Below are 15,961 nucleotides of genomic sequence, written 5' to 3' on the forward strand. Positions count from 1 at the left end.
GACGTATAATAAAGTTAAATTAAGATAAAAATTATTTTATTTTTTTAGTAATCACTAAAGTATAATTAAGCAAATTTTAAGATGAAATAATTTTACTTAGCAAGTATTGGGTAAGTAAAAAAAATAAGATGAATAAAATTAAACAAAAAATGAAATAATACACCTACCCATAGTCGATGGCTAAAATGAAAAATACTTCCATAACCTAAACCAGCTAATGTAGAAAAAAAAATAAGTAATAAACCACCAGAAAAATGTGCTAATCCAAACAATAAACTAGCTAAAACAAGTCCTGGAATCCATCCAATTTGAGTAGTAATGTTTTTTTGTATATATGCTCTAAAGAAAGATTCTTCAGATACACATGTAAAAAGCAAATTATTAAAAGCAAAAATCCACCACCAGCTTGGTATAGTTAGTTCAAGTTGTATAGCTTTTATTAAAGAGGCAATAAATAATAAACTAAATAAAGGGAATATTGTGATGAAAATTGCTTTTATGTTAGGTATTGGAGGATGAGGTTCCATTATTTTTGGCAATGCTAGCAGTAAAACAAAAAAGATAAGAGGCTTATCAAGATTTAAATACATAGTAAAAGGACTGCTTTTGGGTCCTGCTATTACATTATCTAGTACTTTAAAATTATGAAAACCTGGAATTACATGAAAAAATACACCTAATGACCAAAGTGTAATAATAGATAATGATATTTGTTTCCATTTTTTTTTTAATAAAGGTGTTTTATATGACAATATAAAAATCAGAATAGTTGAGATAAGGGCTGAAATATCAAGTTGATCTAAAAAAAATGCGGCTATTAATGTTGTGGAAAGTACTATGATTGTTGATAGTGTTCTTCTTAAAAATGAAAGTATAATAGCAAAAGCAAGTAACACCCAAATGATTAAGCTAGAGGATTCTAGTATCATATTAAAAACCCTTATAAAATAGTGTAAATTAAGATGAAAGTTTCTATTTAACCTTACTAAAAAGCTCAATTTTAAAAACATGAGAAGGTTTAGGGTTTATTTTTTTTAATCCAAAGATTAATTTATTGTTCTGCTTTATTAGTGGTCTGGATAGTAGGTTTGCATTATAAATAAATGTGTTTTTTTGTTTAGAAAGCAAAGCAGGCAGGATTATACACATTTGTTTGATTATATAGTAGATTATATTTAGGCAAGCGTTTAAAATACGTCGTTTAATTTTACTTATACTATTATGACGGTAATTTTTGTACAAAATCACCGATTTGAATACTTTTACCTAATTCTACTTCGTTAATTTTAAGTTCTGATTGATTCTCATAAACACGAGAAACAGTTAGGGTGATATCACTTTGATTTATTCTCTTTCTAAGAAATCCTTGTGAGTCAGTAAATGAATTCATATGCCAAAGCTGAAGTTTATCTCCTTTTTTTACTCCATGTAAGCGTCCTAAGTTCATAGTTACTATGTTTTCTAGTTTAGAAATAATTTCTGGTAAAGTTATTTTGCAAGACATTTGAGATTCTAGGTCCAACATTATTCTACGATTGACTTGTAAAATCATTTCTCCGTAATCTGACAGCCAGAAATTAGCGCTTTTAGTATTTACTTGAGTGACTTTAGCAAATGACCATTTAGCAACTTCTCGATAGTTTTGATCATATATTTTTTGGCCAGTTTTTCCATCAAAAACTTGTATTTCAATTGCAAATTGGCGAACTGTAGAATTCTTGTTTTGATTTTTTTTTTCATCAGACGTTATTGTTAAATCTGTAATAGTGCCAGTAATAATAAATTGAGCTTGTGCATCCTTGGCAATCATTATTAATCGTTCTGGATAAGCTTTGTCTATCTCATAATTAGTTGTACCAACAGATATAAAGCTCCTTGATTCTTGGTTTAATTGACGACTAATAATACGAGAAAAATCTTCACCTATATTGTAAATCTGGCCCAAAACCGCTTGTTCTGGATAAGCTAAATTAATGTTGCTTACTAAAAATGTTTTTTTATACTGATTATCGCAGATTTTTCTTGATTGAAGAATTTGAATTTTGGCTTTTACAAAAAAGATATTATTTTCTATTTCTTGTTTCTCAATAAGCATATGACGAACTAAATGATTTTCAAAGTGGTATTTTGTTTTATGCTCTTTTAAAAAAGGGATTAAACTATTAATGGTACCAATATTTTTACCAGAAAAGCTAACAGCCTTAAATAAGGCATCTTCCAAAGCACGAGCACGTGCTATTCTTTCAGAAGAAAGTATTCTCGAAGTTCCTGTGACCTCATACCATACAGCAAAAGAGTGTGCTGTATAAAATACTAAGTACAGTACTAAAAAAAATTGTGGTACATATTTATGTATTTGTATCATTGTTATTTTAGGTATGATTACTTATTATAAAATTCAATTTTTCTTCATTGTTATTTAACAATAAGTTAAATGCAAGTAAGTTTTATCTATGAAACAAGAATCTTATTGATCAATCAACATATTAATAGATATCTTAATATTTTTGGAGAATTCAAAAAAATGAATAAATGGTTGTCATTAAGTTTAGTGGTATTGTTAACTGCTTGTACTTATGATCCAATTCATGATGGGAAACAATCTTACTTAAAGTCTCTATTTATGTTTAAAAAAAAACCCCGTCATGCATTGGATTTTTTTATTCAGAGTATGACTGAAGATTTAATGATTTCTAATATAAATTTATCAAGGAATAAACCAATAGCTGTAGTTTCATTTGTAGACCTACAGGATATAGATACAACAAATTGGTTGGGCAATTTATTAGCAGAAAGTTTTATCTATCAGTTTCAACGTCGTGGGTTTAATGTAGTTGATTTTAAAACTACTGGATCAATTCAAGTAACTCAGCAAGGTGACTTTGTATTTAGTCGTAACTGGAAAAAGCTTTCTAGGGAACAGAAAATTCAATATATCCTGACAGGTACAATGTTACATCAAAAGGGTGGCATAGCAATTAATGCTCGTATAGTGGAAATGAATTCTCGTATAGTTGTTGCTACAGCACAGGGCTTTTTACCAATAGAAGCTATTGGTCGTGATCTAGATATATTAAACTCTATTAGTATAGAAAATGGTCACTTAATTCGTTTGAGTTCGAATATTATCGAGCCTTATACTTTTAATTTGTCCTTTAGGAGGTTGTTTTGAATAAATGGTACGTATTAATTTCTATTGTGATTCTTATTGGTTGTCAGCCTTTGTATAGGAGTAATAAATATAGACAAGATTGGTTTACAGCAGTAGGTTACGCTAATATTACTCAGCAAGAAGGAGAAACTTATGAAGAAAAACAGATACATGCTATACGAGCTTCAAAGCTAGATGCTTATCGAGAGCTTACAGAGCAGATTTATGGTATGAGAGTTTCTGATATAGCAACCAGCATTGTAGATGGTTTGATTGTAGGAGCGGAAGTAGTACGTAATTATAAAGTTGGAGATAACTACGTGACAGAACTTCGTTTGAATATTGAGAAGATGAATCAACTTCGTCGCGATTATTGTAAAATAAAGGAGATATATCATGTTCCAGATAGGCCTAAAAAAGCTATTTTCTGATTTAAATGGAAAATAATATTTTTTAAACTTTGATATCAGTTCCTGGGGTGTTTATCGTAAATTTTTTACCAACTGAATTGTAAATTATACTTCCATTTTCATTATCTTCTTGTATTAAACTATGTAATCTACTAAAACTTAATCGGACTCGTTCAAGTACCTCACCATTAATTAAATTTAATACTTTGCATTCTCGAATAATTGAATATATTTTATCTATTTGCTTACTAAAGTTTTTGATTTTTATTATGTTAGAAATATCAGGATACGAATTAATATGATTATCAGTTTCCTTTAATTGTTCTATAAGAGCTATTTTTTCCTTAGCCAGGAATTCTATTTGAGAAGAATTTCGATTAGCAATAGCTAGTTTCTCTTTTTCTAAAAGCGCAGCTAGTTGGGTTGCATTTTTAAGCTGATAAACAAGTAAGTCAGATAACACTTTCATAATAGTCCTTAAATTGCTTTATCTTTTTTTATCATCTAATGCTTATTTATTTTATTATTGGATTAATACTTGTTAGTTTAGTAATCTATATCTTTAAATACCTAGATAGTTAGTAGCATTGAACACATCTGAATTTAGTAGTGCTATCGTATTTCTTAAAACATACCTTGATTAGATTCTAAGTGACAATTACTGATATGACAATATCAGCCTAAAACCAATTAAAAATAAAGAATTAAATCTGTACTGTAACCTCACCAGATCCTGTTATTATTCCCTCAATAATTTGTTTAGATTTCTTGTTTTTTACTTTTATTTTTTCACCATTATGCCCGTCTTTAAGAGCTATTCCTTTATCGGTAATTGTTATGCCTTTCATTATTGCTTTAATGGTAACTATATCATTACGGCATACTATACACACATCATTAATTTCTAAAAAATCACCAATGTATAAATTTCTTTTAACTTTAGCTCCAATTACTTCCTCTAATGAAGAAACTCCCTGTCTATGAAAATAATATAAATCTGTCATTCTAATTGTGATATGATCAGGCTTGATAATTTGACCAGTATTTAGGGAAGAAGTCATTATAATTTGAGGTATAAACCGAGTTATTTGAACAGGAACATAGATTTTCCAATTATCTTCTTTGCATTGAATAAGAACAGTTATATTTCTAGTTGAAAAATTTAAAGAAGGAGATGAAGGAATTAAAGGAGAAGAACAGTTAGTGATGAAGGATCGCCAACGGATATTAGATGCTTTTACTTTTATTCGTTCTTTTGATTCTGGTATATTAATATGGCTAATTATATAGTCTTCAGCAGTTTTTTGAATGATTTTTATTTGATCTTCTGTTGAAGAATATAAACAAAAACTAAAAGAGCAATAAAAAAAAATATATAAAGCTCTACACTTAGTTATAGAAGAAAACCGCCAACATGATTTTAAATATATCATCGTTTTTCTCTTAATTTTTAGATGGTCTGTTTATCTTTCATCTTTTTTATAAAAATTTGAGGTTCAAATAAGTGTATGACTGGTATCCTTGATTCAGTAAATCAACGCACACAACTTGTAGGTCAGAATCGTTTAGAATTATTGACTTTTCGTTTAACAGGAGGGAGTCAGCGTTATGGGATTAATGTATTCAAAGTAAAAGAAGTTCTTCAATGTCCAAGGCTTACTTTGATACCAAATTCTCATCGTCTTATCAGAGGAATTGCCCATGTCCGTGGTTATACTATCTCTGTTATCGATTTAAATTTAGCGGTTGGTGGAAAAGCAACTACTAACACAAACAGATGTTTTACCATTATCACAGAATTTAATCGTACTATTCAAGCTTTTTTAGTTGGCTCAGTAGAGCGAATTATTAATATGCGCTGGGAGGAAATTCTTTCTCCACCAGACGGAGCAGGTAAAGGAAATTATCTAACAGCTGTTACTAATATCGATAATGAGTTAGTAGAAATACTTGATGTAGAAAAAATTTTAGCAGAAATAGCACCAATTAGTAATAAAATGAATCCATTAATTGTTGAAGAAATAAATCAAGTTAGAAAAGATATAGTGCGCCGTGTTTTGATTGCTGATGATTCCGCAGTAGCGAGAAAGCAGGTAGAGCTAGCAATTTCTTCTATTGGTTTTGAAGTGCTGACTGTTAAAAATGGCAAAGAAGCATATGAAAAACTGTTAGAGATGTCCCGCAAAGGTAACATATATGATCAAATTGCTTTAGTTATTTCGGATATTGAAATGCCAGGAATGGACGGTTATACATTGACAGCAGAAATTCGAAGTAATTCTGATTTAAAAGATTTATATGTCATCCTTCATTCTTCTTTGAGCGGTGTTTTTAATCAAGCAATGGTAGAACGAGTTGGAGCAAATTTATTTATTGCTAAATTTAATCCTAATGAACTTGGTAATGCAGTCAAGACCGCGCTAATGAAATAAAGTACTCAAGAGGTATAAATGGGATCTATAATTATTACTGATCAAGAATACAAAAAATTTAGGATTTTTTTAGAAGCACAATGTGGTATCGTTTTGGGAGATAATAAACAATATTTAGTAAGAAGTCGTTTAACTCCATTAATAACTAAATTTAATGTAGCTTCTTTATCTGAATTATTACGCAATGTTGCTATAGACAGCAATCGAGATTTACGGGCTGCTGCTGTGGATGCCATGACCACTAATGAAACTTTATGGTTTAGAGATAATTATCCGTTTACCGTGTTGTCAGAAAAAATATTGCCAGAGATCACTTCTGTTAATCGGTTAATTAAAATATGGTCTTCGGCAAGTTCATCTGGTTGGGAACCTTATTCTATTGCAATGACCATATTAGAATCTCAAGGAAATGATCCGGGGATTTTTCCAAGTATATTTATAACTGCAACTGATATTTCTAATAGTATGTTAGATCTATGTCGTGCTGGTATCTATGATACTTTAGCACTTGAGCGTGGTCTTTCTCTTCAACGTCGTCAGGACTTTTTTATAAATCTTGGTAATGGTCGAATGAAAATTAAAGATAATGTTAAACGTTTGATTGATTTTCGATTACATAATCTCATGAAAAGTTATGTATCTCTTGGTAAATTTGATGTTGTTTTTTGCCGTAATGTTTTGATTTATTTTTCAATAGGTATGAGATCTCAGGTATTAGATCAAATCGCAAATACTCTTAATCCTGGTGGATATTTATTTCTTGGAGCATCAGAATCTTTATCTGGATTAACTGATCGTTTTGAGATGATTCATTGTAATCCTGGAATTGTTTATCAACTAAAATAATATTAAAATTTATTAGTATTGTTAACTTTTTAACTTATTGAAAAAATAATCTAGATTTATACTATTAAATTAAAATATAAATTGTTTGCTAGTTTGCTAGACTTATTAAATTGCACTTAGAAAAAAGATTAGGATATATATATATGGTTATTTCTTTTGATAATTCTTTAGGTATTCATCAATATTCAGTTAATTTACGTGAGCGTCATGCTGAAATACTTGCTACTAATCTTGCTCACGCAAATACTCCTGGATTTAAAGCAAAAGGGATGGATTTTCGTAATACTTTATTGATGCTAACTTCAAATTTATCTGCTAATTTTTTTTGTACACATGAAAACCATCTTGATGCTAACAAGACTACGATGAGTGTTCAGCAGTTGTATCGAATTCCTACTCAACCGGATACAGGTGATGGAAACACAGTAAATGTTAGCTTTGAGCGAAATTTATTTATGGAAAATCAAATTAGACATCGAGTGTCCGTAGATTTTCTTGGAAGTAAGTTTCGAAATTTAACGAAAGCAATCAAGGGAGAATAACTCATGAGTTTATTTCATGTATTTAATGTTACTCGCTCTGCAATGAATGCTGAGTCTATTCGTTTGAATACTACATCGAGTAATTTAGCAAATATTAATAGTGTATCTAGTTCTTATAGTCAGACTTATAAAGCACGGCATCCTGTTTTTTCTGCTGACTTACGTAAAGCTCATAGTCGTAATAATCATGTAATACCAGTAAAAGTTTTAGGTATTGTTGAAAGCTCTAAACCTCTTAATAGAGAATATAATCCTAGTCATCCATTCGCAAATGATCAGGGTTATATCTATAAACCTAATGTTAATCTAATGGAAGAAATGGCGAATATGATTTCCGCTTCCCGTTCATATCAAGTGAATGTACAGGTGACTGATGCAAGTAAACAAATGTTATTAAGTACATTGCAAATGGGTAAATAAAATAAGAAATAAATCAAACTGTTAGAGGGTTAATTAGTGTCAACAATAGATAGTGTTAGTCAGACCAATTTGTCTTATATTGACCAGATAAAAAAACGACAGCATAAGGATTCTGCTAAAGTAATAGTGAATCAAGGTATCAGACAAGAAGATTTTTTTTCTTTGCTTACGAAGCAGCTTGCTCATCAAGACCCATTTAAGCCAGTTAGTAATGATCAAATGATTGCTCAAATGGCTTCATTTGCTACTATTAATGGAATTCAAAAAATGAATGCTCAGTTTGAAAGTCTTAATCAGTCTATAATGTCAAATCAGGCACTGCAAGCCTCTTCTTTAGTAGGTCGTAGTGTATTAGTACCAGGTAATAAAGTAGGTTTAAAAGAAAAGCCTGATAAAGACATCGAAGCTGCAGTTATGCTTCCTAACCATTTAGATAATTTATTTATTCATATTGAGGATGAAAATGGACAACTAATACATTCATCTGAACTGGGTTATAAGCCTGCTGGTATTCATCGGATCGACTGGAATGGTAAAGATGAAGATGGTAATTTCTTGCCGGCTGGAAAATATAAAATTAAAGCATCAGGCTTATTGAATGGAAAAAACAATGAATTTGCTGTATCAGTTTATGCTAATGTTAATAGTGTACTACTTGGCAATAGTAATAGTAACAGCATATTGTTAAATTTAGCTGGGTTTGAATTACCAGTTCATCTTTCCGAAGTATTAGAAATTGCTGATGATACGTAATTATTATTGATTTAGGAGGTTTTTATAAATGTCATATATATCTTTAAGTGGCTTATCTGCAGCTCAGTTGGATTTAAATACTACTAGCAATAATATTGCTAACGCTAATACATTTGGTTTCAAAGAATCTCGAGCAGAATTCGGTGATGTACATTCCACTTCTTTATTTACAAATGCTAAAACCACTCCAGGACAAGGAGTGCAAGCCAATAAAGTTGCTCAACAGTTTCATGAAGGTTCCAGTGTCTATACTAATAATCCAATGGATTTGCGTATTTCTGGTACGGGATTTTTTGTTGTAGCAAAAGATCGATTAATACCTCAGCAAAACGAATTAACACGTAATGGTGCCTTTCATATTAACAAAGATAACTATATGGTAACAGCAAATGATGAATTTCTTCTCGGTTACCAAGTTAATAAAGATACTGGTGATGTACTATCTTATGAAGCTAATCCTTTGGCTATTCCAGCAGAGTTTGGGAAACCGAAGCAGACAGTGAATATTAATGTTGGTGTTAATTTACCTGCGACTGGAGAATTAAAGGATCCTAGTTTATTCGATTATAGCGATCCTGAAACATATAATCGTTTAACATCATCAACTATTTATGATTCTATGGGTCAATCTTACAAGTTAACAACTTATTATCTTAAAGATATAAATCAACCTAATACATGGCAAACGTACTATACAGTCACTGATAAAGTTTCTGAGAAACCAATTCACATTATGGATGGTGATGCAGTATCATCAACTGGACATATTGGTCATACAATGAGATTTAATAATGATGGTACATTAGCAAGCTTAAATAATAATAAAGATATTGTGTCAAAGGCATTAGGTGAAGGTAATACTCCAATTGATCTGAATGGTGCAGATAACAAACAAGTATTATCATTTAGTTTAATTGAAGCAACGCAGTTCTCTTCTCCATTTGAACTAACTAAGTTTGATGAAGATGGAGCTACAACTGGTTTTTTAACTAAAATTGATTTTGATGAAAATGGTACTGTATTAGGCAGCTATTCTAACGGTGAAAGTGTTAATTTAGGCAGAGTTGCTATGGCTCGTGTTCCTAATGAGCAAGGTCTTGATAAAAGAGGTGGAACTCAATGGGATTCCACGCAATTTTCTGGTAATAAAATTTGGGGTGAGTCAAATAAAGGTTCTTTTGGTACTATCAATAATGGTAGTCTAGAACAAGCTAACATTGATATGACTCAAGAATTAGTAGATTTGATATCTGCACAGCGAAATTTTCAGGCTAACTCACGTTCTTTAGAAGTTCATAATCAATTACAACAAAATATTTTACAAATTCGTTAGATAATTATTTATTTAACTATTAATGTATTCGGTGGAGTAGATTTATGGATCGTGCGTTGTTTCTTGGGATGAATGGTGCGAAACAGACCATGCAAGCGATGAAAGTTAGTGCAAATAATCTAGCTAATGTTAGCACTACAGCTTTTCGCGCTGATTTAGCTCAGGCAAGAGCTATGCCAGCATATGGTAATGGAGTACCTAGCCGTGTATTTAGTATGACAGAACGTTCAGGACAGAACTTTTCTAAAGGTTCCATGGTTACTACTGGTTATGATTTAGACATAATGATCCAGGGTAATGGATGGATTTCAGTAATTGATGAATCTGGTCATGAAGGATTAACAAGAAATGGAAATTTCATTATCAACCAGGATGGCTTGTTAACAAATTCTTCTGGTCATCTTGTTTTAGGAGATTCTGATGCACCTATCGCACTGCCAATTCCGGTTAGTAAAGTAGAAATTAGTAATGATGGAAGTATTTCAGTCATATTAAAAGGCGCCCCAGCAAATTCTATTGAAACTATTAACCGTATTAAATTAGTAAACTTAAATCAGGAGTCTTTGTTTAAAGATTTTAATGGATTATTGCGCCTAAAGGAAAGGGAAAGGGGAAATGAAATTTCAATGTATCAGTCTGATGAGAGTGTAAAGTTATTATCTGGTTCCTTAGAAGGTAGCAATGTCAATGCTATAGAAGAAATGACAAATTTAATTGCTTTGCAAAGACAATTTGAAACTCAAATAAAAATTATGAGTACTGCAGAGGATATGGATAAAGCATCTGATTTATTATTTCATACAAATTAATTGATAATTTAAGGAGATTATTATGCATCCTGCATTATGGATAAGCAAGACAGGGTTAGATGCTCAGAAAACTAATATTTCTAACATTGCTAATAATTTAGCAAATGCCTCTACAGTTGGTTATAAAAAAAGTCGAGCTGTATTTGAAGATTTGTTTTATCAAAATATTAATCAGCCTGGGGGACAATCGTCTCAAAATACTACATTGCCAAGTGGTTTAATGCTTGGTTCAGGTACTAAAGTTGTGGCAACGCAAAAAGTATATACTCAAGGTAATACGCAAACTACAAATAATAATTTGGATATGATGCTTGAGGGATCTGGTTTTTTTCAAATTGCTATGCTTGATGGAAATATGGCTTATACTAGAAATGGTCAATTTACCGTTAATAGTGAGGGTGCTCTTGTTACTTCTGGTGCAGGTTATCCTTTAGAGCCTGAAATAGTAATACCACATGATGCAACTGGTATCACTATTGGTATCAGTGGTGAAGTTTCAGTACGTATGCCAGGTCAGAAAAATCACCAAGTTATTGGTCAAATTACCATAGCAGATTTTATAAATCCTAGTGGTTTAGAGCCAATTGGTAAAAATCTTTTTTTGCCAACTGGAGCAAGTGGTGATCCTCAGGAGGGTGTACCAGGTTTTGATGGTTTTGGTGATGTTCGTCAAGGAATGTTAGAGACTTCTAATGTAAATGTAACTGAAGAGTTAGTAAATATGATTGAAGCGCAGAGAGTGTATGAAATGAATTCTAAGGTTATTTCGTCTGTTGATAAAATAATAGGTTTTATTAATCAACAATTATAATACATAAGGTTGTTTCTATGATTTATTCATTTTTATTGGTGCTTCTTTTTTGTTCAGGTTGTACTACATTGGATATGTCAAAAAAATTGGATGCCGATGAAATTGTGAAAGTTGATAATGTATTAAAAGAAAATAAGGAATTTTCTAATTTTAATAAAATTGAACCTATATTAGGTGATCCTGAATGGGCTCCTGTTTATCCTAAATATATTCCAAAACACTACATAGCAGAAACAGGTTCTTTATTCAGTGTAAAGAGTAGAAATAGTTTATATAGTGATTTAAAACCACGTGATGTTGGTGACATTATTACTGTTAAATTAAATGAAAGAACAAAGGCAGAAAAAAGTTCGGTTTCTGATCTTTCCAAAACAAATGATTTATCTATGCTTCCCTTAGAGGTAGGTGGTCAGTCACTTGATATTAGTGATTATGATTTTTCATATAAGATAAATAATGACAATAAATTTACTGGTAGTGCAGAGGCAAATCAAAGCAATAGTATTTCAGGTTTAATTACAGTTGAAGTAGTCAAGGTTTTACCAAATGGTAATTTGGTAATTCGTGGTGAAAAATGGCTTACTTTAAATACAGGTGATGAGTATATTCGACTTAGTGGTATTATTCGTCCAGATGATGTTAGCTTTGATAATACTATTACTTCAAGTCGAATTTCCAATGCTCGAATTCAATATTCTGGTAAAGGAACAAATCAGTCTGTACAAGAACCTGGTTTTTTTGCAAGATTTTTTAGTATACCTCCTCATACATATGAAAGTGATTTTTTATCGAAATTTTTCTAATTTTTTTTAAAAAAGAAGAGGAAGAGCAGTATAATGAAAAGCTTTTTCTTACTTATTAGTGTATCTTTATTGATAGTGACTGCAGAAACACAATCTGCCAGAATTAAAGATATTGCTCAAGTATCTGGTATTCGTAGTAATCAGTTATTAGGTTATGGATTAGTTACTGGTTTGTCTGGAACTGGAGAATCAACACCTTTCACAGAGCGAAGTTTTAACGCAATGTTGAGAAATTTTGGTATTTCATTGCCAGATGGAAAAAAACTGAAAAATAAAAATGTTGCTTCTGTTATTGTAACAGCTAGTATGCCCGCTTTTGCTAAGCAAGGACAAACTCTTGATGTAACAGTTTCATCTATTGGCTCTGCAAAAAGTTTACGTGGTGGAACTTTAATACAAACCTTTCTTAAAGGTTTAGATGGAGAAGTATATGCTATTGCCCAGGGAAATTTGATCGTAAGTGCTTTTAGTTCTATTGATTCCAATGGTTCCAAAATTCTTGGAAATAATTTAACTTCTGGCATGATTCCAAATGGTGCCATGATAGAAAGGGAGGTGCATAACCCTTTTAGTAGAGGCGATTTCATTACATTAAATTTATTAGAGTCTGATTTTACGACTTCTCAACGTATGGCATATACAATTAATAGTTTTCTAGGTTCTGAAGCTGCATCCTCAATTGATGCAACTTCAGTAAAAGTGCGAGCACCGAGAGATATTAATCAGCGTGTATCATTTTTATCAACAATTGAAAATTTAGATTTTGAACCAGCTGATGTTTCAGCAAAAATTGTTGTTAATTCACATACAGGAACTATTGTGATTGGTAAACATGTTCGTATTAAGCCTGCAGCAATTACTCATGGAAATATGACAGTAGCGATAAAAGAAACTGAAACATTTGATGAACAAGGGTCAAACTCTTCTATAAATAAAGGTATTCCTGAAACAAAAGGTAAGATGTTTAAATTCGCTCCTGGTTTAACATTGGAAGATTTAGTAAGAACGATAAATGAGGTAGGAGCAGCTCCTTCTGATTTGATAGTAATTCTTCAAGCTCTAAAACGAGCGGGAGCTATTGAAGGGAAGATAATCATTCTTTAAATGTTCAGTTAGGTTAATTATAATGAATAATAATGTTAGCTTTATTTATGACATCGCTTCTTTAGATCAATTTCGTCATCAGATAGTTCATAGTAAAATTAAGGACCATGCTGCGTTATCAATTGTAGCAAAACAATTTGCAGGTATTTTCCTTTCTATGTTATTGAAATCAGTGCGTAATGCCAACTTTCTTTTTGAAAATCCAATAAATAGTCAACAAAAACAATTTTACCGTCAGATATTAGATGAACAAATGTCTAGCAAGTTAAGTATGTCAGGTTCATTAGGTTTAGCAGATATACTTCTCTCTCAATTAATACCTAATCCTATTAGAAACTCTAATCCAGATTTTCAATACAATAATAATTTTGAGAAATTAATGAGGAAAGTAGGCTCTAACAATAAAATATTCGAAGAAAATAACCCATTAACAATTCATCAGACCCATATAGGGAAAAGTATAGAGATCACATGTTGATTGACTGTTAGTTAAAAAAGTTGAACTATATTTTCTTTATTAAAGAAAAATCTCGTTATAATAAATAGTAGACTCACTCATAATGAGCAATAGTTCGTCTCATTTTCTAAGAAAACTATATGAATTTTTTAGTTAATTGTGTGTTTAGTCCTTTTAGTAACTTTTAAAATATTTTATAGAACTGTTATGGAGAGCATATGACCTCAGATCTTTTACATTTAGGTATTCGAGGTGTATTAACAGCTCAAAAGCAGCTAAATACCACAAGTCATAACATCGCTAATGCTAATACAGAAGGATATAGTCGTCAATCTCTTATCCAAAGAAGTGAACCTTCTCATCAATATGCTAAAGTAGCTTATGGTATGGGTGTTCATGTAGAAAAAGTTCGTCGTTCATGGGATCAATTTGCTATTCATGAATTTAATTTATCAACCACTCGTTTTTCTTTTTACCAGGGTATAAAGGAACATCTTGATCTTCTTGCAAGAACACTTTCTTCTATGACTTCTCAACAGATTCCAAAAAATTTTCATGAATGGTTTGATTCCGTTAAAATTTTATCAGATAGTCCAAATGATATTGGTATTCGGAAAATTGTACTGGCAAAAGCTGCGATAGTTTCTAATGGATTTAATGATTTCGATGAAAGAATTAAAAATCAAGCTAGTGTAATTGATGAAAAGCTTAATCTCAGTATTGAACATATTAATCAATTAGCTTATGAACTTTGTAAGTTACAACGTTTAATGATACGGATACCTAAAAATAATGACTTAATGGATCGACATAAGCAACTCATATCTGAGTTATCTCAGTATACGAAAGTAATTGTTACACCAAGAAAAGATAGCAAAAGTTATAATATCCATATTGGCAGTGGTCATACGCTAGTATCAGGTGTAGAAGCAAGTCAACTGAAAATCATTGGTGGTTATCCTGATATTCGTCAGCGCCGTTTAGCTATTATTGAAGGGGAAAATATTAAAGCTATTATCCCTAAAGATATTAGTGGTAGTATTGGAGCTTTATTTGATATACGTGATAAATATATTCCTAAGATTTTAGATGAAGTTGGTCGTATGAGTGTCTCTTTTTCCTATGAAGTGAATAAATTACAATCTCAGAGTTTAGATTGGTTTGGGAATATAGGTGGTTTACTCTTTACTGATGTAAACTCTGAAGATATAGCCAGATCTCGTGTGTTTAAATCTACTGATTCTATGGCTGAATTAGCTGTATTTATTGAAGATACGAGTAAACTAAAATCTGGTGAATATTCATTGCGGTATACTGGAGATAGCTATGTAGTAAATGATTCGATGGGTAAGAAATTTTCAATAGAAATTAACAATGGCTCTTTAATTTTTGATGGAATGCGAATTGAGGTACGTAATAATCTAAATATTGGAGAGAAAGTATTGATTCGTCCCACTCGTAATGGTTCAGAAAAAATTAAAATGGTAGCTAATGACCCTAAAGAAATTGCAGCACAAAATTATGAAGTATCCAGTATACTTGCTCAAGGGAAAGATAGACTTAAAATCATACAAGTAGGTGGATTACGAGAATTTGAAGTTTCGATAACATCTGATGGTGATCAGTTCATAGTGACTAATTCTAAAGGAGAAATATTACAAGAATCTCATCCATACCCCCCTCCGGGATTAATTACCATTGAAGGGACAACTTTTGAACTAACTGGTGGTGCCTTTCCAAACGATAAATTTATAGTTAATCTCATGTTTGCAGAAGGTAATAATAGTAACTTGCACAAAATACAGGAATTACAAACAGAAAAAATCCTCGATAATAAAGAATCGACACTTCTGGATTCGTATTATAATCTTAATACAGATATTGCTTTGGAAATGTCGTTTGCTTCGCGTTTAACTGAGACTTCACGTTTAGAAAAAAACATTGCTAATGAGCGTATTGCTTCCGTTTCTGGGGTTAATCTTGATGAAGAAGCGGCTAATATGATGAGCTTTCAACAAAGCTATATGGCATCCTCTCGTATTATCCAGGTAGCGAATGATATATTCGACGCTATTTTATCTTTAAGATAA

General features: G+C 31.3%; 17 protein-coding genes and 1 pseudogene. 14 read left to right on the forward strand and 4 right to left on the reverse strand.

Going from position 1 to position 15,961, the window contains the following annotated elements; all coding sequences use genetic code 11:
• Positions 1-92: 92 nt before the first annotated feature.
• Positions 93-929 (reverse strand): CPBP family intramembrane glutamic endopeptidase, encoded by an 837-nt coding sequence (locus tag CF66_RS03060; RefSeq protein WP_034411605.1) that lies wholly within the window; start codon positions 927-929, stop codon positions 93-95.
• Positions 930-1,219: 290 nt separating this feature from the next.
• Positions 1,220-2,356: a flagella assembly protein FlgT gene (locus CF66_RS03065; protein WP_034411633.1), complete on the reverse strand. Its 1,137-nt coding sequence runs from the start codon at positions 2,354-2,356 to the stop codon at positions 1,220-1,222.
• Positions 2,357-2,524: 168 nt separating this feature from the next.
• Between CF66_RS03065 and CF66_RS03070 the strand changes: the two genes are divergently transcribed.
• Positions 2,525-3,172 carry a FlgO family outer membrane protein gene (locus tag CF66_RS03070; protein WP_034411607.1) on the forward strand — a complete coding sequence of 216 codons (648 nt, stop codon included), beginning with the start codon at positions 2,525-2,527 and terminating at the stop codon, positions 3,170-3,172.
• Positions 3,169-3,582, forward strand: a complete 414-nt coding sequence (locus CF66_RS03075) for an LPP20 family lipoprotein (protein WP_016503771.1) — start codon at positions 3,169-3,171, stop codon at positions 3,580-3,582. Before CF66_RS03070 ends, CF66_RS03075 begins: the two co-directional genes overlap by 4 nt.
• Before the next feature lie 22 nt (positions 3,583-3,604).
• On the opposite strand, the gene flgN is transcribed toward CF66_RS03075, so the two are convergent.
• Positions 3,605-4,030, reverse strand: coding sequence for a flagellar export chaperone FlgN (gene flgN, locus CF66_RS03080; protein WP_034411609.1), 426 nt, complete (start codon positions 4,028-4,030; stop codon positions 3,605-3,607).
• 235 nt (positions 4,031-4,265) lie between these two features.
• Entirely contained in the window at positions 4,266-4,994 is a 729-nt protein-coding gene (gene flgA, locus CF66_RS03085) for a flagellar basal body P-ring formation chaperone FlgA (RefSeq protein ID WP_016503769.1), read from the reverse strand.
• Between the two features lie 75 nt (positions 4,995-5,069).
• Here flgA and CF66_RS03090 point away from each other — a divergent pair, with 75 nt between their 5' ends.
• From CF66_RS03090 to flgK, 12 genes and pseudogenes are all read left to right on the forward strand, one after another.
• Complete coding sequence (locus CF66_RS03090) at positions 5,070-5,993, forward strand: chemotaxis protein (protein ID WP_016503768.1); 924 nt, start codon at positions 5,070-5,072, stop codon at positions 5,991-5,993.
• A gap of 18 nt (positions 5,994-6,011) precedes the next feature.
• The gene (locus tag CF66_RS03095) at positions 6,012-6,839 is read left to right on the forward strand and encodes a CheR family methyltransferase (RefSeq protein ID WP_016503767.1); all 828 of its coding nucleotides are present in this window, start codon (positions 6,012-6,014) and stop codon (positions 6,837-6,839) included.
• 143 nt (positions 6,840-6,982) lie between these two features.
• Positions 6,983-7,381 carry a flagellar basal body rod protein FlgB gene (gene flgB, locus CF66_RS03100; protein WP_016503766.1) on the forward strand — a complete coding sequence of 133 codons (399 nt, stop codon included), beginning with the start codon at positions 6,983-6,985 and terminating at the stop codon, positions 7,379-7,381.
• A gap of 3 nt (positions 7,382-7,384) precedes the next feature.
• Positions 7,385-7,801: a flagellar basal body rod protein FlgC gene (flgC, locus tag CF66_RS03105; protein WP_016503765.1), complete on the forward strand. Its 417-nt coding sequence runs from the start codon at positions 7,385-7,387 to the stop codon at positions 7,799-7,801.
• 36 nt (positions 7,802-7,837) lie between these two features.
• Positions 7,838-8,554 (forward strand): flagellar hook assembly protein FlgD, encoded by a 717-nt coding sequence (locus CF66_RS03110; protein WP_016503764.1) that lies wholly within the window; start codon positions 7,838-7,840, stop codon positions 8,552-8,554.
• 28 nt (positions 8,555-8,582) lie between these two features.
• A complete protein-coding gene (gene flgE / locus CF66_RS03115) occupies positions 8,583-9,887 on the forward strand; it encodes a flagellar hook protein FlgE (protein ID WP_016503763.1) in 1,305 nt (434 codons plus the stop codon).
• Positions 9,888-9,931: 44 nt separating this feature from the next.
• Positions 9,932-10,696, forward strand: a complete 765-nt coding sequence (locus CF66_RS03120) for a flagellar basal body rod protein FlgF (RefSeq protein WP_016503762.1) — start codon at positions 9,932-9,934, stop codon at positions 10,694-10,696.
• Between the two features lie 22 nt (positions 10,697-10,718).
• Entirely contained in the window at positions 10,719-11,507 is a 789-nt protein-coding gene (gene flgG / locus CF66_RS03125; RefSeq protein ID WP_016503761.1) for a flagellar basal-body rod protein FlgG, read from the forward strand.
• A gap of 164 nt (positions 11,508-11,671) precedes the next feature.
• Positions 11,672-12,310, forward strand: a pseudogene (locus CF66_RS03130) (flagellar basal body L-ring protein FlgH); the annotation flags it as partial.
• Positions 12,311-12,343: 33 nt separating this feature from the next.
• The gene (locus tag CF66_RS03135) at positions 12,344-13,414 is read left to right on the forward strand and encodes a flagellar basal body P-ring protein FlgI (RefSeq protein ID WP_034411612.1); all 1,071 of its coding nucleotides are present in this window, start codon (positions 12,344-12,346) and stop codon (positions 13,412-13,414) included.
• Positions 13,415-13,436: 22 nt separating this feature from the next.
• Positions 13,437-13,892: a rod-binding protein gene (locus CF66_RS03140; protein WP_016503758.1), complete on the forward strand. Its 456-nt coding sequence runs from the start codon at positions 13,437-13,439 to the stop codon at positions 13,890-13,892.
• Between the two features lie 197 nt (positions 13,893-14,089).
• Positions 14,090-15,961, forward strand: a complete 1,872-nt coding sequence (gene flgK, locus CF66_RS03145) for a flagellar hook-associated protein FlgK (RefSeq protein WP_016503757.1) — start codon at positions 14,090-14,092, stop codon at positions 15,959-15,961.

This window comes from Candidatus Photodesmus anomalopis, from assembly GCF_000731785.2.
Taxonomy (GTDB): domain Bacteria; phylum Pseudomonadota; class Gammaproteobacteria; order Enterobacterales; family Vibrionaceae; genus Vibrio; species Vibrio anomalopis.